The following is a 21863-nucleotide window of genomic DNA, read 5'->3' on the forward strand; positions in this document are numbered from 1 at the left end:
TCTGGGATGCTTTCTTTTTTTACGGCTTATGGTTCCGCTCAATTTTTTCATAGACTTGAGCAAGTGCCTGCTCAAATTTGCCCGTTTTTTTCGGATCATAATAATGGGCAAATTTTAGGGTGTCCGGAAGATATTGCTGTTTGACCCAGCCGTTTTCAAAGTCATGCGGGTATTTGTAACCGATGCCCCGTCCCAGCTGTTTTGCGCTTTTATAATGGGCGTCTTTCAGATGGGCGGGCACTTCGCCGCTTTTTCCGGCACGGATATCGGAAAGGGCGGCATCAATTGCCATGATCGCGGAATTCGATTTCGGCGACAGGCATAATTCGATGACCGCAGCTGCAAGCGGGATGCGCGCTTCCGGAAACCCGAGCCGTTCTGCCGCTTCGATGGCGGCAAGGGTGCGCGCGCCGGCCTGCGGGCTTGCAAGGCCGATGTCTTCGTAAGCAATCACAAGGAGTCTGCGCGCAATGCTCGGCAAGTCCCCGGCTTCGATCAGCCGGCCCAAATAATGGAGGGCGGCATTGGCATCGCTGCCGCGAATCGATTTTTGAAAAGCGCTCAGCACATCGTAGTGCGCGTCGCCGTCCTTATCATGGGCAAGGCTTTTTTTCTGCAGGCATTCTTCGGCAATGGCAAGCGTAATGTGGATCACGCCGTCATCATCAGGTTCGCTTGAAATCACGGCCAGTTCCAGCGCATTTAACGCGCTGCGCACATCGCCGTTCGATCCTTGCGCAAAATGGTTGAAAGCCGCTTCATCTATTTTCACTTTGTATTTGCCAAGGCCCCTGTCCGCATCATCAAGGGCACGGGTAAGCGCCGTCTTGATCTCATCAAGCGATAAAGGGAAAAGCTCAAAAATCTGGCAGCGGCTCCGGATCGCCGGGTTAATGGCATGGTACGGGTTGCTCGTTGTGGCCCCGATCAGGACGATCATGCCGGACTCAAGATACGGCAACAAAAAATCCTGTTTTGCTTTGTCGAGCCGGTGGACTTCATCGAGAAGCAAAATGACTTTTCCACTCATTTTTGCTTCGGCGGCGACAATCTCCATATCTTTTTTATTGTTCGTCACGGCATTTAACGTACGGAATGCATATTTGGTGCTTCCCGCAATCGCGCTGGCAATCGACGTTTTCCCAACGCCCGGCGGCCCGTACAAAATCATGGAAGAAAGCTGGCGCGCTTTGACCATCCGGTATATGATTTTATTTTTGCCGACGAGATGCTCCTGTCCGATCACTTCATCAATCGTGCGCGGCCGCATCCGGTAGGCAAGCGGTTCGTCTTTCATTTTAATCGCTCCAAACCTGTTTTCGTATCCTTATCTTAACAGATTTCACGGACATGCGGGAAGCAATCAGGTTTTTCGGGCGTAGGTTTAAAGGGAATAGCATTGATGGGGGCTTTTTGTATTTTTCAGTTTTCCCGGCTGTACATTGTTGCTTTTTTGATATAATGATTGTAGGCTAGGAAAATGGGCGCCATAAACGGCTGCGGAAAAAAATGAAATCCGGCCGTGCGTGGTTTTTGTATGATTTGACATAGGAAGGTGAACGCGGTGAGACTGAAAAATAAAGTTGCGGTCATTACAGGCGGCGCTTCCGGAATCGGGGAAGCGACGGCCTGGCTTTTTGCGAACGAGGGTGCGAAAGTCGTCATCGGGGATGTGGCGGAATCCAAGATGGAAATTGCCGACAAAATCAAAGAAACCGGTGGGGAAGCGCTTTTTGTTCATTGTGATGTTTCCGATTATTACAGTGTCAGGCATTTAATGGAGAAGGCGACGGATACTTACGGGAAGCTTGACATTCTGGTTGCGTGTGCCGGGATTCCGGAAAAGCACGGGCCTGTTCATGAACTCGACCAGGACTACTGGCAAAAAGTATTGGACATTAACTTAACCGGTGTCATGCTTTCCAATAAATATGCGATCCCGTACATGCTGAAAAACGGAAAAGGCGCGATTGTCAACATGGGCTCTTTTATGGCCCACGTCGGGATTACCAACAGTGCGGCCTATTCCGCCGCCAAAGCTGCGGTTGTGAATTTGACGCGGGCGGAAGCTGTTACGTATGCCAAACAGGGCATCCGCGTCAACAGCGTTTCTCCGGGTACAACAGAATCGCCGGCACTGAAATATTTCACAAAAGAACAAATTCAGGAAACCATTGACCACAATCCGATGAAAAGACTTGGCAAGCCGGAAGAAGTGGCGAAAGCCGTTTTGTTCCTTGTAAGCGATGACGCATCGTTTATTACCGGCACGGATCTCCATGTGGACGGGGGTTATACGGCACAATAAAAAACACCATCCGGGGAAAACCGGATGGTGTTTTTTCGGATGAAGTTGATTTTTGAAAGAACCAGGCCCCCTTCAAATTGTCTTAATCCATAATGATTGTCGCCTGATGGTATTTATCAGAAAGGCAAAATGTCGGGACCCATGAACTTGGACATGCTTTAGGCTTGAAACATCATACGAGCAGTGACATGATGTATAAATACGAAACCATCAGAATAACATTAAACGATAATGAAAACGCATTCAAACCTTGTCGGCTAAAAGAACCTAAAATCAAAGGAGGGATTTAGAATGAGTTTTTCACAGAAAAAAACATTGCTTCCATTGGTGGTTGTTCTGGTACTGATTGCTGCAATGGCGATGGGGGCGTGCTCTCATCATGCTGCAACCAATAAAACGAGCAAACATCCTAAAAAAGTGCAGATGGACGGTACTTTTTCAATTAATAGGGATCATCCTGAAGAAACTGTCGGGGACGCCGATTATGTATTTTTAGCACGCGTTGAGGAGAAAACAGGTACGGCATATAAAAATACAACACAAATTGAAACAGAAGAGGGTACGAAGGAAATTTCCACACCCTATACCAATTACAAAATAACAGTATTGGAAAATATGAAAGGTGAACTAGAGACTGACAAACCGATTCCTCTTCAAAAAGCTGGCGGCATTTCGAAAGATGGGAGTTCAATCGTAACATTTGATGATGATGTGCTTCCTGAAGTTGGCCAATCTTATGTATTTTTAGCATATGCACAAGATGATGGTTCTTTACTTGTTTCAGGCCCCAACTCAAATACAGAGGTTTCAGGAATTGACGATACGGACACAAGTGACACAATCGAATCCTCTTCTGTTAATCATTCTTCCGTCATGAAAACGTATAAAAATGAATTGAAGCACCAAATAAAGTCAGATAGAAAACGAAGTGTTTCCAAATATGACAAAACCAAAGATTAAAAGATGATTTTATTATGAAACTTGCGAAAAAAATGCAAAAATTAGCCTTAATCAAACATAACAAAATACCCTCTATAGCCTCCATGAATGACAGGGGGCTTTTTCCTGTTTTCAATGATGTTTTTCAAGTTAAAGCAGCATTCACACGCCGCTCTTGTTTCGCATTAAGCCGATAAATATGCTATAATATGTTAAGTTTGGATCAGTCTGTTCGTTCATTTATATGAATGGGCTTATTTTTTTACGCGCTCATCTGCCGTTTTTGGCTTAACAATTTTTTTCGGGAATAATCGGAAAGAGGTGGAATGAAATGAAAATCTCAACGAAGGGCCGCTACGGGCTGACCATTATGATTGAACTGGCAAAGCGGTACGGCATGGGGCCGACTTCCCTGAAATCCATCGCCCAGAGCCAGAATTTGTCCGAACATTATCTGGAGCAGCTGATTTCGCCGCTCCGTAATGCCGGGTTTGTCAAAAGCATCCGCGGCGCTTACGGCGGCTATGTTTTAACGCGAAAACCTTCACAAATCACAGCCGGTGATGTGATCCGTGTGCTGGAGGGACCGATTACACCGGTAGAGGGCATTGAAGACGAAGAACCGGTGAAACGCCAGCTCTGGATCCGGATCCGGGACGCGGTCAAGGATGTTCTTGACAGCACAACCATTGAAGACCTGGCCAAATACCGGGAAGATACAGAACCGGATGCCTACATGTATTATATCTAAATTGATATGGGGTGCGAAAAGTGGAAAAAATTTATTTGGACCATGCGGCCACTTCCCCTGTCCTTCCGCAAGTTACAGAAAAAATGATGCAAGTGCTTACCGGCCATTTCGGGAATCCGTCGAGCATTCATGCATTCGGCAGGGAAGCGCGTCGCATTTTGGACGAAGCGCGCCAGGTGATTGCAGACAGCATCGGCGCGCAGTTTAATGAAATCATTTTTACAAGCGGCGGAACCGAAGCGGATAATTACGCGATTCTCGGTACGGCAGAAGCAGCCGCTGAAAAGGGAAAACATATTATTTCCACGGCAATCGAACATCATGCCGTTTTGCATCCGCTGGAATACCTGGAAACAAAAGGGTATGACGTCACGTATTTGCAGCCGGATGAAACAGGGCGGATTAAGGCGGAAGACGTGCAAAAAGCGCTTCGAGATGATACCATTCTTGTCAGCGTGATGTATGGAAATAATGAAGTCGGAACGATCCAACCAATCGCCGAAATCGGTGAGCTGCTGAAAAACCATCCGGCCGTTTTTCATACGGACGCCGTCCAGGCTTACGGAAATGAGAAGATCGACGTAAATGCCCTGAACGTGGACATGCTTTCCGTTTCGGCCCATAAAATCGGCGGGCCAAAAGGGGTCGGATTTTTATACGTTCGGAACGGAACAAAATTGAAAAACCGCAACTTCGGCGGCGCCCAGGAATTAAAACGCCGCCCCGGAACGGAAAATACGGCGTCCATTGCCGGTTTTGCCGAGGCCGTCAAATGGGCGCAGCAGGCGCTTGTGGATAAACCAAAGCAATACAGCGCTTTTAAACAAAGATTTATGGAAATTTTAAAGCAGGAAAAAGTGGAATTTCAGCTGAACGGCAACGCGGAGGCGGCCCTTCCGCATGTGCTCAACTTAAGTTTTCCGAAAACGGATGTGGAATCGATGCTTGTCAATCTGGATCTTGCCGGGATTGCGGCCTCGAGCGGTTCTGCCTGCACAGCCGGGTCGATTGAGCCTTCCCATGTCCTTGTTGCCATGTTCGGGCGCGATTCGGAACGGCTCCGTACCTCCATCCGTTTCAGTTTCGGGATTGCCAATACGATGGAGCAAGTGGAAGCGGCCGCCCGTAAAACGGCAGAAATCGTCCGCAAGTTCCAGCAACAATAGAAAAGAGGAGGCATTATGAAAAAAGCACCAAAAGATACAAGAGTGGTTGTTGGCATGTCGGGCGGCGTTGATTCTTCTGTTGCCGCCTATTTGCTTAAACAGCAGGGCTATGATGTGATCGGCATTTTTATGAAAAACTGGGATGATACCGATGAAAACGGCGTCTGCACGGCAACGGAAGACTACAATGATGTCATCCGCGTCTGCAACCAGATCGGCATTCCGTACTATGCCGTTAATTTTGAAAAACAATATTGGGATAAAGTGTTCACATATTTTCTTGATGAGTACCGCGCGGGAAGGACGCCGAACCCGGATGTGATGTGCAATAAGGAAATCAAGTTCAAGGCTTTTCTTGAACATGCTTTAAACCTCGGTGCCGATTATCTTGCGACCGGCCATTACGCACGCGTGACTCACCAGGACGGCGAATATAAAATGCTGCGGGGCGTTGATGGAAATAAAGACCAGACGTATTTTCTCAACCAGCTCGGGCAGTACCAGCTTTCGCGCGTGATGTTCCCGATCGGGGATCTGGAAAAACCGCGCGTCCGCGAAATTGCGAAAGAAGCCGGGCTTGCCACGGCAAATAAAAAAGACTCGACCGGCATCTGCTTTATCGGCGAACGCAATTTCAAAGAATTTTTAAGCCATTATCTGCCTGCGCAAAAAGGGCTGATGAAAACGCTCGACGGTAAAGTGATGGGCGAACACGAAGGTTTGATGTACTATACGATCGGCCAGCGCCACGGCCTTGGGATCGGCGGTTCCGGCGAGCCATGGTTTGCTGTCGGCAAAGACCTGAAAGAAAATGTTCTTTATGTGGAACAGGGATTCCACCATCCGGCCCTCTACTCCGACTATATGACCGGCGTGAAAGCAAACTGGGTATCGGGCAAAAAGCCGCCTGAAGTATTCCGGTGCACCGCGAAGTTCCGCTACCGCCAGCCGGATCAGAAAGTAACGGTCCAGCTGCTTGGTAATGATGAAGTCAAAGTCATTTACGACGAACCGGTTCGTGCCGTCACCCCCGGCCAGGCTGTTGTTTTTTACAACGGTGAAGAATGCCTTGGCGGTGCCACGATCGATAAAATTTATAAAAACGAAGAACAGCTCATGTACGTCGGCTGATCTTACAGGAGCCATGCACACAATTGTGGGCATGGCTCTATTTATGGACAAAACAGTGAAATGTTGACCAGGGGAAACGTGATCGCCGGAAACAAGGAAACGGGGAAGCTCGCCATGATCGCAGTACAGGTTTTTTCGTGAAACAGGAAAGGGCAGTACTCCTTCACACAGCGTGAAAAGACCCGCTCCATTTGCATACAGCTGTAAAAATCACCTCATCTTTCACACAGCCTGCGAAGACGATGATCTGGACCGGGTGGGGGAAGTGCAAAAGCATGCCCTCACAAAATGTCGGGGTTCGTTTAAAAAGTGAAGCGATTCATTTTATGTTATAATACTCGTATCATTAATCAGGAGTGTACGAAATGAACAAGCATGAACGCGGTATGAAAGCCTTGCAGGATAAAAAATATGATGAAGCGCTGAAATGGTTTAATGAAGCGATCGAAGACAATCCGGACGATCCGGTCGGCTATATCCATTTCGGCGATGTGCTGCTTGCTGCAGGCGAGCGGGAAAAGGCGCAGAATTTTTACCGGAAAGCGCTGGCATTGAAAGAACTTCCCACCCCCTTTTACAGCCTTGGCACAATCCAATACGAAGAGGGGCATTATGAAGCGGCTGCCGGCTGTTTTGAAAAAGCAATCCAGCTCGGGCTCAAGGACAAAGATACGTATTTTATGCTCGGCATGTGTTTTATGATGCTCGGCAATCCGCGCTTTGCCATGCCGTATTTGCAAAGGAGCGTTGAACTGGATGAAGGGGATACGGAAGCGAGATTTCAGTACGCGCTCTCCCTTATCAAATCCAATTTCGCGGACGAAGCGCTGAAACAATTTCAAAAAGTGCTGGAACAGGACCCAAAACATACGGATGCTTTATACAATACAGGCGCGATTTATATGCAGTTCCTTGGCGACCTGGAGAAAGCGGCCGGCTACTTCAAAAAAGCGGTGGAGATTCAGCCGGGCCATCTGCTTTCGGGATACGGCTTGAAAATGGTTGAAAAACTGAAAGACATTGAAACGCTGTAAGGTGATGAAATTGGAAAAACAGCATGCGATGGATTTATTCCAGGACGAGGAAAATTTTATAAAAGGAAAGCATCTCGCGACCATCTTCCATAACGAGCAAAATTTGTATTCCGTCATCCGTGTGCGGGTGGAAGAGACCAATACCGGGCTGGAAGATAAGGAAACGGTGATTACCGGCTATTTTCCGCGCATCCATGAACAGGAAACGTACACCTTTTTTGGAAAAATGCAGGAACACCCGAAATTCGGCCCCCAGTTCCAGGCAAATCGCTTCCAAAAAGACATCCCCAATACAAAGCAGGGCGTTATTGAGTATCTTTCCAGTGATTTATTTAACGGCATCGGCAAAAAAACGGCGGAGCGGATCGTTGGCGTGCTCGGTGAAAATGCGATCAGCAAAATATTGGAAAATCCCGCCGCCCTTGACGAAGTACCGAAACTGGCACCGGAAAAAGCGCAGCTGATCCGTGATACGTTAGTTGAACATCAGGGGCTTGAACGTGTTATGATCGGGCTTGCGCAATACGGTTTCGGGCCGCAGATTGCGATGCGCATTTACCAGGTTTACGAGGATGAGGCGCTCGAAAAAATTGCGCAAAATCCATACCAGCTCGTTGATGATATTAAAGGCATCGGTTTCGGGCGGGCCGATGAACTCGGCCGGCAGCTCGGCATCAGCGGGACGCATCCGCACCGCATCCAGGCCGGCTGCTGTTACATGCTGGAAATGGAAAGCATGCAGCACGGTCATGTGTACGTCCTGAAAGAAGAACTTGCACAGGATGTCAAAGCCCTTTTGGAAGAATACCAGCATGTTGAAATCCCGATGGACTTGATTGAAAATGAGCTGGTGAAACTTCAGGAAGAGAGCAAAGTCATCATGGAAGAAGACAAAGTCTATCTTCCGTCCCTCTATTTTTCGGAAAAAGGAATCGTTTCCAATATTGAGCGGATTATGTCGCAAACCGAGTATGCGGAACAGTTCCCGGAATCTGAATTCCTGCTTGCTTTAGGCAGTCTTGAGGAACGGATCGGGGTCGAGTATGCCCCGTCGCAAAAGGAAGCCATCCAAAAAGCGCTGATGAGTCCGATGATGATTTTAACGGGCGGGCCCGGCACAGGGAAAACAACGGTCATTAAAGGGATTGTGGAACTGTACGGTGAATTGCACGGCGTCTCGCTTGACCCGCAAACCTATAAAAAAGATGAGGTATTTCCGATTGTTCTCGCGGCGCCGACAGGGAGGGCCGCGAAAAGAATGGCGGAGTCAACTGGTCTGCCGGCGATGACGATCCACCGCCTGCTCGGCATGACCGGCATGGAGGACCTGGACGATTCAGAGGAACGGCAAGTAGAAGGCAAGCTTGTCATCATTGATGAAATGTCGATGGTCGATACATGGCTTGCGAACCAGCTGTTAAAGGCGCTGCCGGATGAAATCCAAGTCATCATGGTTGGGGATGAAGACCAGCTGCCGTCCGTCGGTCCAGGCCAGGTGCTGAAAGATTTATTGAAATCGAACGCCATCCCGGTTGTCAGGCTGACAGACATATACAGGCAGAAAGATGGTTCTTCGATTATTGAACTGGCCCACCATGTTAAAAATGGCCGTATTCCGGAAAATATTTTTCAAATGCAGGCAGACCGTTCGTTTATCCGCTGTTCTTCCGGGCAGGTGGCGGAAGCGGTGGAAAAAGTGGTGAAAAGCGCGAAACGGAAAGGCTATACGGCAAAAGACATTCAGGTGCTGGCGCCGATGTACAGGGGGCCGGCCGGCATTGACCGTCTGAACAGCCTGTTGCAAAATATTTTTAATCCGAATGAGAACGGGGCCCGCAAAGAGCTGAAGCACGGGGACGCGGTTTACCGGATCGGCGATAAGGTACTGCAGCTTGTCAACCAGCCGGAACACGGGGTGTATAACGGCGATATCGGCGAGATTGTCTCGCTTTTTACCGCAAAAGAAAATACGGAAAAACAAGATATGCTCATCGTTTCTTTTGATGGGATTGAAGTGACGTATACGAAGCCAGATTTCAATCAGATTACGCTTGCGTATTGCTGTTCGATCCATAAATCGCAAGGAAGCGAGTTTCCGGTCGTAATTTTGCCGGTTGTCCGCAGCTATTACCGGATGCTGCGCCGAAACTTGCTGTATACGGCGATTACAAGGAGCAAAAAAATTTTAATTCTGCTTGGCGAAGAACCGGCTTTCCGGATGGGTGTGGAAAGGGAAGATGACCAAAAGCGGAAGACGACACTGTGTGAAAAACTGGCTGAAGCATTAAAAACGGCACAAAAAGAGGCAGGGACGGAGACAGCCCTGTCCTTAACAGAAGAAAATTGGGACCGGGTCGACCCGATGATTGGCATGGCGGGCATTACCCCGTACACGTACGCAGAAGAAGGACAGACTGCGTCCCAACCGGATTAAGCAACCAAAAAGCAGCGGCAGGCCCCGCTGCTTTTTGGTTTGGCTCAAGGATCAAGTTTTCTGGCAGGTTGGACCTGGCTGATTTGGACACTTTTATCCCCGGCGTTTTTAAACTTAAAGATGGATATGGCCGTTAATAGGGCTAAAACGATGACGCAGGCAATCATACTGATCCGGTTTTGGGCACTTAACATAAAGGCGCCGGTTATGATGATTAAAATGGCCGCTGCCGCAATGGTGACGTAAGGGAAGCCCCATAATTTGAAACCCGGAGAAACAGGGTACGAACGGCGAAGTTTTAGCTGTGACAGGCAAATAAAAATCCAAACCATTGAGACGACAAAACCGGGAACCGCCATTAGGATTGCAAACACTTGGTCTTGTGCAATAAAGGCGATCATCGCTGCAATGATTAACATAGTTGCAGTTAAAATTAAACTGTATAATGGCACACCTTTTTTTGTAACATACGAAAAAGACTTCGGTGCTTCCCCTTCCAGGGACAGGGAGTGCAGCATCCTTGTACAGCCGTATATGCCGGAATTGGCTGCAGATAGTACCGCTGTAATTAAAATAAAGTTCATCAAGTGGGCTGAACCCTGAAGGCCTGCAATCGACAATACTTGGACGAACGGGCTCGCATGGTGGCTGATTTCATTCCAGGGCACCAACCCGCAAATCACGAGAATGGGAGCGGTGTAAAATAAAACAATCCGCCAAACAAAATTTTTAATTACCTTGGGCAAAATGCTTTCCGCGTTTTTTAATTCTGTTACGGTTAAACCGATGAGTTCAGAACCGCCAAATGAGAACATGACGATTAAAAGCGCTGAAAAGATAGACATGATTCCTTTCGGGAAAAACCCGCCATGTGCCGTAAAATTTTGTAAATAGCCGGTTTCATTGCTCGGGATAAGGCCGAATAAAATACATCCCCCTAAAAGGATAAATACAATAATCATCGTGATTTTAATGCCTGCAAACCAAAATTCAAATTCCCCGTAGTTCTTCACATTCATCAAATTGATGCCAATCACAAGGGCGGCACAGCCCAAACTCAATGCCCATAGCGGAATATTTGGCAGCCAGTATTGCAAAAAGCTGCCAGCCACAACGATTTCAATACAGCATACCGATAACCACATGAAACAGTACAACCATCCCATTACAAACGATGCACGCTGGCCAAATGCTTTTCGCACAAATCCTTTCATGTTTGTGTCCGGATAGGCGATCGCCATCTCTGCAATTGCCCCCATCACAACGAGCAGTAAAAGCCCGCCAATGATGTAGGAAAAAATGACGCCTGGCCCGGCCAGTGATACCGTTTCAGCGCTCCCTTTAAAAACGCCGGTACCAATCGCTCCCCCCATTGCCATTAAACTAACATGGCGCGGCAACAGTTTCTTTTGCAGTGAAGTAGACTCCATTCCTTGATCCTCCTTTGTTCGGTATCTGAGTTTTATGAATTTTTGTATTGCCAGCTCCCTATGTCAATTCGATCAGCCATAATTTCGGGTTTTCAATTAACTGTTTAAAACGGTTTGTAAAAGCAACCGCTGTGGCGCCATCCGCAACGCGGTGGTCGAAAGACATGGACAAGGTCATGATCGGGCGAATGGCAATCTCATCGTTATCCATCACGACGGGCCTTTTCTTTGTCTTATGAAAAGAAATAAGCCCGGTTTCAGGATAGTGAATGATTGGTGTGGCGCCTATGCTTCCTAATGGGCCGACATTGCTGACCGTAAACGTACTGCCTTTCAATTCAGACGGCCCGAGTTTGTTCTCTTGTGCTTTCCGGGTTAATGTTTTTAATTTTTCGTGAATTTGCCGGACGGTTAACCGGTCCGCGTGATGAATCACAGGCACAATCAGCCCCTCTTTTGTATCGGTTGCAATGCCGATATGGTATTCCTTTTCAAGCCGTATCACTTCGTTTTCCTCGTCCAGCTTGGCGTTGAAAACAGGGTATTCCTTTAAAGCTATTATAATCGCTTTAATAAAGAAAGCAACGGCTGAGATACGGATGCCCATTTCTTTTAACGCCTCCCGATAAGCGAGGAGTTCTGTTAAATCTGCCTCTTCAAAATGGGTCACATGTGGGATGGTATAAAGGGATTGTGTCATTTTCTTTGCAATCTGCTTCCTCCTGCCCCTGAAAGGAATCACATCCGGTTTTGCTTCAAAAATATCCTTTGCTTCATGCAGCTGTATAGGTTCAGCATTTTCATTTATTGCTTGATTGGCAGGCGTATTGGATTCTTTGAGATCGTTTTTGTAATCCTGCTTTTGCACAAAATGGTAGACATCTTCGACCGTGATGCGGCCGTTTTTGCCGGTGCCGGGAATTTCGTAAATATCCACCCCCAGTTCCCGTGCCACTTTTCTTGTATAAGGCGCGGCCATAATGAGTTTTCTTTTGCCCGTTTGGCGTAGCGGTGCGGCTGTTTGATCAAAAGCCGGTTTATCCTGTTTCTTTTCGGTGCTTGCTGCTTTGATATTGTCCGGTTCCACGATGAGAAGGGTGGTGCCGACGGGTACTGTGGAACCGCTGCCGACCACAATCTTCTTTACTTTTCCTGAGGCAGGAGAAGGGAGTTCAGCCACCATTTTATCGGTTTGGACCTCTGCAAGGGGCTGGTCCGCTTTGACCGAATCCCCTTCTTTTACAAAATAATGGATAATCTCTCCCTCTGTCATGCCTTCACCAATATCATGAAGCTTCACTTCTACCAATGTCATCTCCTCCTAAAAATACATGGCTTTTTCGATTGCTTTGAACACTCTTTGAGGGGTTGGCAAATAATGATCTTCTAATGCAAATAGCGGAACGGGTACATCAAATCCGGTCACACGTTCAACCGGGGATTTCAAATAGAGAAACGAAGTATCGTTAATGATGGAAATGATATCATTTCCGACCCCACCGGTTTCATGGGCCTCATGTACAATGACTGCACGCCCTGTTTTTTGGACGGAGGCTGAGATGATGTCCTTATCAAGCGGGTAGAGCGTCCGCAAATCAATGACATCGCATGTAAAACCGGATTGTTCCGCCAATTCAGCTGCTTTTTGTGCGACCGGTACCATCGCGCCCCATGCAAAAATGGAGATGTCATTGCCATCTTTCAGTTTTTTTCCTTTTCCGATTTCAATGGCATACTTTCCTTCAGGGACTTCTTCACGGTTTGCACGATACAATTTTAATGGTTCTAAAAATAAGACGGGATCGGGATCTTCAATGGCTGCGATCAACAACCCCTTTGCATCGTACGCGGAAGAAGGGCAGACAACTTTCATGCCGGGAATATGGGTGAACAGCGCTTCCACACTGTCTGAATGAATTTCGGGCGCCCGGATGCCCGCGCCGTATGGGGCACGAATCACCATCGGAACGGAAAACTTTCCCATCGTTCGCATCCGCATCCGGGATACGTGCGAAATGATTTGCTCGAATGCCGGATAAATAAAGCCGAGGAACTGAATCTCCACAACAGGTTTAAACCCGTTCACCGCCATGCCGGTGGCGCTGCCGATAATGCCCGCTTCACTCAAAGGGGTGTCGATGACGCGGTCCGGGCCGAATTGCTCTTGCAAACCGTCTGTTGCCCGGAATACGCCTCCGTTTTTGCCGATATCTTCCCCGAGCAAGAGCACCTGCCCATCTTCTTGCAACATTGTGAAGAGCCCGTCTGTAACAGCCTGCACAAGCGTTAACGCCTTCGTTTTTACAGTTAGCTCCATGGGCCTTTCCATCGATAATGCCATGTTAAACTCCCTCCCCGCTGAATTGAAGATATTGTGCTTTTTGGTTAGCAATATTCCAAGTAGGCTGATCAAAAACATGGTCAAATAAATCATGGACATTCGGTTTTGGAAAATTTTCCATTTCCTTTACAGCTTGTTCTACCTCATTCGTGATTTCTTCTGTAACGCTTTTTGCCCAATCTTCATCCCAAAAGCCGTTTAATTTCATAAACCGTTCCACGCGAAGGATAGGGTCCCGGCGCTTGCCAATTGCTTCACTTTCCGGCTGGTCGCGGTACTTTCCTGGGTCATCTGCCGTTGTATGGGCACCGGTTCTCCATGTCACGGCTTCAATCAGTGCTGGCCCTTCTCCACTGCGCGCCCGGTCAAGCCATGCCTTTGCCTGGAAATAGACCGCAAAAATATCGTTGCCGTCAACGCGGATACCCGGTATATCATAGGCTACTGATTTTTGGGCAATCGTTTTGGAATTCATTTGTTTTTTAACGGGCACTGAAATGGCAAAGCCGTTATTTTGATTAAAGAAGAGGACAGGCGCTTTAAATACACTTGCGAAATTCAGCCCTTCATGAAAATCGCCTTCTGAAGTGGCACCGTCGCCAAAATAGGCAATCACTGCATTGCTGGTTCCTTTCCATTTTTCTGCGATGGCAGCCCCGGCAGCATGCGGGATTTGCGTGGCAATCGGAACGGCAGGGGGAAATATCTTTTTCCCTTCTTCAGGCACACATCCTTCCACACGACCATTCCAATACAGATAGGTGCGTGCCATTCCGGCGCCGAACGTTAATGCGGCACCATGGTCCCGATAAGTAGGGAAAATCCAGTCATCTTTTTCTAACGCCAGTGCACTTCCAACCTGGGAAGCTTCCTGCCCCTCAAAAGGTGCATACGTCCCCAGTCTGCCCTGGCGCTGTAAACTTACAGCTTTCCGGTCAAAGTGGCGGATGCGCACCATATGATAGTAAAATTGTTTGGCAAGTTCCTTTGTCATTTGGCTGCTGAATTGATCATTTACGAGCCGGCCGTTCTCATCCACGATTTGAAATATTGGAAATTCCATTCTCCCAACACCTCCAAAAAATATTACTTGCGGATATCCCATTTCGGACGTTTGCTGTGCGTGAAAAAGCTGTTTTGCTTTTTGCGTTCTTCTATCCGTTTTTCACAAAGGCGGTTTGCGGCTTGTGAGGTGGTGATATTGTCCATCTCTGCTTGTTTAAACACTTCGATTAATGACGTGTAAATGGATTTTGTTTTTGTGTACACCCGTTCTTTTTGATAGCCGTACAGTTCGTCGGCGACTTGGATCAACCCGCCGGCATTCACAATATAATCAGGAGCGTATAAAATGCCTTTGCGTTTCAAGGCTTCACTGTGCTTTTCCGATAAAAGCTGGTTGTTGGCAGATCCGGCTACCGCTTTTACTTTTAATTGATGGATGGTGTCATCATTGAGGATTCCGCCAAGAGCACACGGGACAAAGACATCAGCTTCAGCCGCATAGATCTCATGGCTTTTCACAACACGCACGGCGCTTCCCAACTGTTTTGCACGTGTCAAAATGGCCTGGACGGCTTCTTCATGAATATCGCTCACATATAAATCCGCACCCGCTTCCAGCAAATGTTCAGCCACTTTAAAGCCCACTTTTCCGAGCCCCTGCACCGCATACGCTTTTCCAGCAAGATCCGCCGATCCAAAAACGGCTTTATTCGCTGCTTTTATTCCGTAAATGACGCCAAGCGCAGTTGGAACGGATGAATCACCGCCACCGCCGTAGCATTCCGGGATGCCTACGATACACCGGGTTTCTTTGGCGGCATGGATAAAATCGTCCATGGAGGTCCCCATATCCGTTCCTGTATAAAAACGACCGTTCAAGGAATCAACAAACTGGCCAAAAGCTCTGAACATGGCGGGGGTTTTATCCTTTGACGGGTCGCCGATCAACACTGCTTTTCCTCCGCCAAAATCGACATCCGCCGCTGCACATTTATAGGTCATCCCTTTCGATAACCGCAACACATCTTCCAACGCTTCATCCAGCGTCCGGTACGGCTGCATGCGGCAGCCTCCCAATGCCGGCCCGAGTGTCGTATTATGGATTGCGATAATGGCTTTCAAACCTGTCGCAGGATCATTACAAAAAACAATTTGTTCATGTTCCTGCATTTTATCGAGCAATGTTTCCGTTGTTTGCATATGCGGTTTGATTACATTCATTTCAGATTACCTCCATTTGCACTGTGGATATAGTGATAAAAGTTTAAAAGAAAAGGTTTCCTGCACTTATTTTGACAGCGTTTACATTTCACCGGACCGCCGCCTAAAAATCATTGCAATTGAATACTTTATTGCACCAGAAACGATGTGCTAGAATGAAAGCGGTAACATCATGTGAAATCTAAAAATTTATAAGATTTTGTGTCTGAATCCATCATAAACGATGGCAAAAAGAAACGAAATAACAAACTGTATCAATTTCGGGTGTAAACCTTTCTATTTTGAATAAGTTTTCGTATCGCAAACTGCATTTTGCAAAGGGGGCTTTTTCATGGACCAGTTGGACATTCGTCTTCTTGAAATGCTGCAAAAGGACGGGCGCATGACTTTAAGTGATTTATCGAAGAAATTGTCCCTCAGCCGCCCGAGCATTTCGGAGCGGTTGAAACGGCTACAGGAGAAGGGGATTATCGAAGGATTCAGCGCAAGGGTATCCCCGAAAGCTGTGGGCAGGGAAGTGGTTGCTTACATGCAGGTAAGTGAGATCAAGATGTCCACTTATACAGAATTTGAGAAATGGATTGTGCAGGTTCCCGAAATTGTTGAATGCCATCGCTTGACAGGCGCTGTCAGCTATTTGCTGAAAGCTGCTGTTACCTCTATGGACCATCTGAGCAAGCTGATTGACCGGCTAACCCCTTATGGAAACATCAACACATCGATCGTACTGTCATCACCGGTCGCTTTTCGCTGTATGACGCCGGTTCCTTTTGAAGAAAAACAAAAAAATTAGGGCTTGCGAAACCCCGGTTTAAACATCCCGGCAAGCCCTTATTGCTGTTTCTTTCCCGTTTCCGGACGGATTTCCTCTGCGGTTTCCGTGCCGTACCGGAGGGTTTGTGCTTTGCTCCGCCGCGGAACCCCTTTTTGGAGCACATAGTCGGTTAAATATTGGTGATAAAAATGTTCGAATACGCTGATGACGACGGCAGCACCGATCGAAACCTGAAGCCCCGGCAAATGGTTGTGGGCGAAAAACCGAGTCATCCCCCAGATGACAGAAAATGCAAGCCCAAAGTCTAAGATCAGTACAAACCAGTCCGCTGTGCGCGGAAGAAGGCCAAGATCAGCCAAAAAATAAGAAATCACGCTAAGCAAGAGCGCTGTAAACAGCACACCGAAAAAAGACATGCCGTAAATGAAGCCGAGCACCAAATACAAAAAAATAAAATGCCCGGCGATTTTAATCAAAAGCGGTTTAATGTTTTGCATACATGTCACTTCCTGCTGTTGGTTTCCTATATTTTTTCCGGAATGGACGATCATACGCTGGGAACCGTTTCCTTGCATGCTGTCAGTCCGCTCCGGCAAACTATATATGCCGGTTTGACGTATGCTTTTTGGAAAAATTGGGCATATTGGTAAGCAAAAATGGACCTTGAAAGCGAGGTGCTTACCATGCAATGCCCGAATTGCCGAAGCAAGGACATCGGAAAAATCGGCGTGAACCAGTATTACTGCTGGAACTGTTTTATTGAACTATCGGTTGCAAAAAATACAATCCATACGCATCAGGTGGAAGAAGACGGCACATTGAGCTCTTTGGATGATTTGTTTGAGGAAGAAGCACGCAAACTCAGCTGAATGGAGGGAATGGGGAAATGAACAAAATGATGATAGCTGCAGTCGGTTTTGGTGCGGGAATGGCCGCTGCCCAAATGGCGAAAAATGGCTTCGCGGACAGGCGGCAGATGCGGAAAATGGCAAAGCGGGTGCGCAAGGCATTCCGTTAAAACCGCCTATCCGATAAAAACCCCGGTCTCGTTTCCCTGGCCGGACGCCAACGGCCGAAAGGGAACGCGCGGATGCATCTTGCCAAATGGCGGATATCCCTGTCCCGCTGCATCCCTTTTCACGAAGCCCGGTGTTCTCGTTCATAAGGTGTTTGCGCCCTCCGTATTTCGGTTGTCCGAAAGGTTGCTGCATTGGACCGGTGATAAAAATCCTCATAAACTTCCCTCTTTCGCAAACACTTGAAGGAGGGAGGTTTTTTTATGCAACGGTTTCGCGGTACATGGCTGTATAAATTGTTTTGGTTGTTATTTATTCTGATTATTTTATATGTGCTGCTTTTACTCAAGCCTTTTTGGGCGCCCGTATTGCGCGTCGTACTGGCGGTATGCCTGCCGCTTTTAATCGGCGGTTTTATCGCTTACATCCTCCACCCGCTTGTTGAATTTCTTTATAAAAATGGGCTGCCGAGAGGGCTTGCTATCCTGATTATCTATATTTTGTTTTTTGGCGGCACCGCTTACGGCATTTACAGAGGGCTGCCGCTTGTGATCGCCCAAATGAACGATCTGTCGGAACATCTGCCGCAGTTTGCAGACCAGTACAGGGACGGCGTTGTTTACTTGCAAACATCGATGAAGCACTGGCCGGACGGGCTTCAGGACCAGATTGACGAGCGCATTGAACGCTTTGAATTATGGCTCTCTGCAAATGTTTCAAATTCAATCAATATGCTGATGCAACTTGTCAATTACGCCATTGCGCTTGCCGTCATTCCGTTTATTTCATTTTACCTTCTGAAAGATTTTGAACATGTCAAAAAAGCAGCACTGGCATTGACGCCGGAAAAATGGCGGCCGTCCGCTGCAGCATTTATTCGCGATGTCGACCGGTCGATCGGCGGCTATCTCCGCGGCCAGCTTTTGGATTGCCTGTTGATCGGCTTTCTTTCTTTTGTCGCATTTGCCATCCTTGGCATGAAATACCCGATTCTACTCGGCATCATCATCGGGGTCACCAATGTCATTCCGTATTTTGGCCCTGTTTTGGGCGCCATTCCCGTTTCGGTTATTGCGGCGACCATTTCATTAAAATTTGTCCTTTATGTGGTCATCATTGTGTTCGTCCTGCAATTTATTGAAAGCAATATCCTTTCCCCTTTTATTGTCGGGAAATCTTTGCATCTTCACCCGCTGTTTATCATCATCGCCTTGATCGCGGGAGAGGAAATCGCGGGGATCGCAGGACTGATTCTCGCTGTGCCGGCGCTTGCCGTGCTGAAAGTGGCCATCATCCATGCTCGCAAAACTTTGCGCTTTTCAGGCCGCACGAATCAAGTTGACAAACCGGAGTAAACTTTTTTATAATTTACCCATGAACATACGTGTCCTGTGGGCAAAATAGGCTTCCGGACAGGGATTTTTGTCCGGGCTTGGGAATTGCGCAGCACAGGCCGTTCCTATTGATAGAACTGCATATCAAAAAACGAAGAAAGATCGAGTATGTTATCGCCCATTTTAAACCGTGATGTACGGCCCAGAGAGGAATTTCCGCGGCTGAAAGAAATTCCAAAATGAAGGATAACAGAACGCTAATCCGGAGTGCAGCCAAACCCTGCCGTTTTGCCCCGTTACAGGCACCCAAAGAGAAGGGCGTTTTTTGCCTTTAATCAGGGTGGTACCGCGAGCAAGCCTCTCGTCCCTGTCCGGGATGGGGGCTTTTTTGCGTCCGGGGGGTTCCGGTTTTCATAAATAAACAGAGGAGGTTTTCTCATGAAGAAAAGATCAAGTGCGGAAATCCGCAGCATGTTTTTGGACTTTTTTAAGGAAAAAGGGCATAAAGTCGAGCCGAGCGCTTCACTGATCCCGGTCAATGACCCGTCGCTACTTTGGATTAACAGCGGTGTGGCCACTTTAAAAAAATATTTTGACGGCACGGTCATTCCGGAAAACCCGCGCATTGTCAACGCGCAAAAAGCAATCCGGACAAACGATATTGAAAATGTCGGAAAAACAGCGCGCCACCATACATTTTTTGAAATGCTCGGCAACTTTTCGATTGGGGATTATTTCCGTGAAGAAGCGATTGCCTGGGCATGGGAGCTGCTGACTTCCGACAAATGGTTCGGCATGCCAAAAGAAAAACTGTATGTCACCGTTTATCCCGATGACCTGGATTCGATTGCATGCTGGAAAAAAATCGGGGTGTCCCCGGATCATATTATCCCGCTCGAGGGCAATTTCTGGGAAATCGGCGAAGGGCCATCCGGGCCGGATACGGAAATTTTCTTCGACCGCGGGGAAAAATACGACCCGGAACGGTTAGGAATCCGGCTCCTTCAGGAAGATATGGAAAACGACCGCTATATTGAAATCTGGAATATCGTGTTATCCCAGTTTAATGCGATACCAGGGGTTCCGCGCAGCGAGTATCCGGAGCTGCCGAAGAAAAACATTGATACCGGAATGGGCCTCGAACGGATGGCATGCGTGCTGCAAGGGGTCGATACCAACTATGACAGCGACTTGTTCATGCCGATTATTCAAGAGGTCGAAAAAATCTCCGGTAAAAAATACCGTGCCGGAAACAAAGAGGCGGATACAGCATTTAAAGTGATTGCCGACCATATCCGCACCGTTGCCTTTGCGGTTGCGGACGGGGCGCTGCCGTCAAACGAAGGCCGCGGCTATGTTTTACGCAGGCTTTTGCGCCGGGCGGTTCGATACGCCATTCAGCTCGATATTCACGGCGCTTTTATGTACAAGCTTGTGCCGACGGTCGGCCGGATTATGAATTCCTATTATCCGGAAGTGGAAAAAAATGCCGATTTTGTGCAAAAAGTGGTTCGTTCCGAAGAAGAACGTTTCCAGGAAACGCTGAACGAAGGGCTTTCCATTTTGGAAGAACGGATCAGGGCGGCAAAGAAAAACGGCTTAGAACAGCTGCCGGGTGAAGATATTTTCATGCTTTACGATACGTACGGCTTCCCTGTTGAACTGACAGAAGAGTATGCGCACGACCAGGGGCTCCGTGCCGACCATGAAGGCTTTGAAAAAGAAATGGAGCGGCAGCGTGAACGCGCACGCAACGCCCGCCAGCAGGCAGAATCGATGTCCGTCCAAGGCGGCGTGCTCGGCAATATTACAGTGAAAAGCGAATTTATCGGTTATGACCGCCTTGAGGGGACGGCCCATGTCGCTGTCCTTTTAAAAGACGGTGACATCACGGAGTCGGCTGCCAGCGGAGAGGAAATCCAGTTCATTTTAGATCAAACCCCTTTTTACGCGGAAAGCGGCGGCCAGATTGCCGATCATGGCACCTTGACAGCAGAAGGGCTGAAAGTGGAGGTCACAAATGTGCAGAAAGCGCCGAACGGCCAAAATTTGCATCAGGGCGTTGTCGTATCAGGCACCATCAAAACCGGCCAGGAAGTATTTGCACAGGTGGACGGAGCAAAACGCCGTGACACGGAAAAGAACCACTCTGCTACCCATCTGTTACACCAGGCATTGAAGGATGTGCTCGGCGTTCATGTCAACCAGGCGGGATCGCTTGTCGAACCGGGACGCCTCCGTTTTGACTTCTCGCATTTCGGGCAGGTGACAGAAGAAGAACTCGAAAAAATTGAAACGATCGTCAATGAAAAAATTTGGGCAAGCCTGCCGGTTACAACGGATTTGAAAAAACTGGACGAAGCGAAAGCGATGGGCGCGATGGCGTTGTTTGGCGAAAAATACGGGGAGATCGTCCGCGTCGTTCAAATGGGCGACTACAGCCTGGAACTGTGCGGCGGCTGCCATGTTTCGAACACAGCCCAGATCGGCCTGTTCAAAATTGTTTCCGAATCCGGAATCGGTGCAGGGACAAGGCGGATTGAAGCGGTGACGGGAAAATATGCTTACGGATTGATGCAGGAACAGCTCCACCTTTTAAAAGAGGCAAGCGCCAAATTAAAAGTAAAACCAACAGAATTGCCGGACCGTATCGACGCCCTCCAGCAGGAATTGAAAGAAGCGCAGCGTGAAAATGCATCCCTGGCCGCAAAACTCGCCAATATCGAAGCCGGATCGCTTGTGGACCGCGTAAAAGTAGTAGACGGCATAAATGTGCTCGCGGCGAAAGTCGAAGCCGGCGACATGAACCAATTGCGCAATATGGCGGACGATTTAAAACAAAAACTCGGAAGCGGCATTATTGTCCTCGCTGCGGCGACAGACGGAAAAGCCAGCTTCATTGCTGGCGTCACCAAAGACCTTGTCGAAAAAGGGTACCATGCCGGGAAGCTAGTAAAAGAAGTGGCATCGCGCTGCGG

General features: G+C 48.0%; 19 protein-coding genes and 1 pseudogene. 13 read left to right on the forward strand and 7 right to left on the reverse strand.

Annotated features, from left to right (window positions below):
* Positions 1-19: 19 nt before the first annotated feature.
* Positions 20-1297 (reverse strand): replication-associated recombination protein A, encoded by a 1278-nt coding sequence (locus P9687_RS10860; RefSeq protein WP_061577088.1) that lies wholly within the window; start codon positions 1295-1297, stop codon positions 20-22.
* Positions 1298-1564: 267 nt separating this feature from the next.
* Here P9687_RS10860 and P9687_RS10865 point away from each other — a divergent pair, with 267 nt between their 5' ends.
* From P9687_RS10865 to recD2, 8 genes and pseudogenes are all read left to right on the forward strand, one after another.
* The gene (locus P9687_RS10865) at positions 1565-2308 is read left to right on the forward strand and encodes an SDR family NAD(P)-dependent oxidoreductase (protein ID WP_014097906.1); all 744 of its coding nucleotides are present in this window, start codon (positions 1565-1567) and stop codon (positions 2306-2308) included.
* Between the two features lie 140 nt (positions 2309-2448).
* Positions 2449-2598: pseudogene (locus P9687_RS17345) on the forward strand (hypothetical protein); the annotation flags it as partial.
* A 1-nt stretch (position 2599) separates the two neighbouring features.
* Positions 2600-3268, forward strand: a complete 669-nt coding sequence (locus P9687_RS10870) for a hypothetical protein (RefSeq protein WP_064505180.1) — start codon at positions 2600-2602, stop codon at positions 3266-3268.
* Positions 3269-3578: 310 nt separating this feature from the next.
* Positions 3579-3998, forward strand: a complete 420-nt coding sequence (gene cymR, locus P9687_RS10875) for a cysteine metabolism transcriptional regulator CymR (protein WP_014097908.1) — start codon at positions 3579-3581, stop codon at positions 3996-3998.
* Between the two features lie 20 nt (positions 3999-4018).
* A complete protein-coding gene (locus P9687_RS10880) occupies positions 4019-5164 on the forward strand; it encodes a cysteine desulfurase family protein (RefSeq protein WP_035188214.1) in 1146 nt (381 codons plus the stop codon).
* Between the two features lie 15 nt (positions 5165-5179).
* On the forward strand, positions 5180-6295 hold the full coding sequence (mnmA, locus tag P9687_RS10885; protein ID WP_168986058.1) for a tRNA 2-thiouridine(34) synthase MnmA: 1116 nt from the start codon (positions 5180-5182) through the stop codon (positions 6293-6295).
* A gap of 365 nt (positions 6296-6660) precedes the next feature.
* A complete protein-coding gene (locus P9687_RS10890) occupies positions 6661-7329 on the forward strand; it encodes a tetratricopeptide repeat protein (RefSeq protein ID WP_061577086.1) in 669 nt (222 codons plus the stop codon).
* A gap of 10 nt (positions 7330-7339) precedes the next feature.
* Positions 7340-9763, forward strand: a complete 2424-nt coding sequence (gene recD2 / locus P9687_RS10895; RefSeq protein WP_014097912.1) for an SF1B family DNA helicase RecD2 — start codon at positions 7340-7342, stop codon at positions 9761-9763.
* A gap of 44 nt (positions 9764-9807) precedes the next feature.
* Here the strand turns inward: recD2 and P9687_RS10900 are convergent, their stop codons facing one another.
* From P9687_RS10900 to P9687_RS10920, 5 genes are read right to left on the reverse strand one after another with little or no spacing between them, the layout of a single operon-like run.
* Positions 9808-11193 (reverse strand): amino acid permease, encoded by a 1386-nt coding sequence (locus P9687_RS10900; RefSeq protein ID WP_061577085.1) that lies wholly within the window; start codon positions 11191-11193, stop codon positions 9808-9810.
* A 58-nt stretch (positions 11194-11251) separates the two neighbouring features.
* Positions 11252-12502, reverse strand: coding sequence for a dihydrolipoamide acetyltransferase family protein (locus P9687_RS10905; RefSeq protein ID WP_201029379.1), 1251 nt, complete (start codon positions 12500-12502; stop codon positions 11252-11254).
* A 12-nt stretch (positions 12503-12514) separates the two neighbouring features.
* Positions 12515-13534 carry an alpha-ketoacid dehydrogenase subunit beta gene (locus P9687_RS10910; protein WP_429892890.1) on the reverse strand — a complete coding sequence of 340 codons (1020 nt, stop codon included), beginning with the start codon at positions 13532-13534 and terminating at the stop codon, positions 12515-12517.
* A gap of 1 nt (position 13535) precedes the next feature.
* Positions 13536-14597, reverse strand: coding sequence for a pyruvate dehydrogenase (acetyl-transferring) E1 component subunit alpha (gene pdhA, locus P9687_RS10915; protein ID WP_061086591.1), 1062 nt, complete (start codon positions 14595-14597; stop codon positions 13536-13538).
* 23 nt (positions 14598-14620) lie between these two features.
* A complete protein-coding gene (locus P9687_RS10920; RefSeq protein ID WP_061086592.1) occupies positions 14621-15760 on the reverse strand; it encodes a Leu/Phe/Val dehydrogenase in 1140 nt (379 codons plus the stop codon).
* Positions 15761-16091: 331 nt separating this feature from the next.
* Here P9687_RS10920 and P9687_RS10925 point away from each other — a divergent pair, with 331 nt between their 5' ends.
* Entirely contained in the window at positions 16092-16553 is a 462-nt protein-coding gene (locus P9687_RS10925; protein WP_035188198.1) for an Lrp/AsnC family transcriptional regulator, read from the forward strand.
* A gap of 38 nt (positions 16554-16591) precedes the next feature.
* Here the strand turns inward: P9687_RS10925 and P9687_RS10930 are convergent, their stop codons facing one another.
* Positions 16592-17032, reverse strand: coding sequence for a YndM family protein (locus P9687_RS10930; RefSeq protein ID WP_014097917.1), 441 nt, complete (start codon positions 17030-17032; stop codon positions 16592-16594).
* 159 nt (positions 17033-17191) lie between these two features.
* Between P9687_RS10930 and P9687_RS10935 the strand changes: the two genes are divergently transcribed.
* The 4 genes from P9687_RS10935 to alaS form a co-directional block, all read left to right on the forward strand.
* Positions 17192-17404: a hypothetical protein gene (locus P9687_RS10935; protein WP_035188196.1), complete on the forward strand. Its 213-nt coding sequence runs from the start codon at positions 17192-17194 to the stop codon at positions 17402-17404.
* Between the two features lie 17 nt (positions 17405-17421).
* Positions 17422-17553 (forward strand): DUF3918 family protein, encoded by a 132-nt coding sequence (locus P9687_RS10940; RefSeq protein ID WP_080746274.1) that lies wholly within the window; start codon positions 17422-17424, stop codon positions 17551-17553.
* A 261-nt stretch (positions 17554-17814) separates the two neighbouring features.
* Positions 17815-18906: an AI-2E family transporter gene (locus P9687_RS10945; protein ID WP_046720707.1), complete on the forward strand. Its 1092-nt coding sequence runs from the start codon at positions 17815-17817 to the stop codon at positions 18904-18906.
* A 417-nt stretch (positions 18907-19323) separates the two neighbouring features.
* A partial coding sequence (gene alaS / locus P9687_RS10950; protein WP_328228895.1) for an alanine--tRNA ligase occupies positions 19324-21863 on the forward strand: 2540 nt, incomplete at its 3' end.

It is taken from the genome of Weizmannia sp. CD-2023 (assembly GCF_036225245.1).
GTDB classification, from domain to species: Bacteria; Bacillota; Bacilli; order Bacillales; family Bacillaceae_C; genus Weizmannia; species Weizmannia faecalis.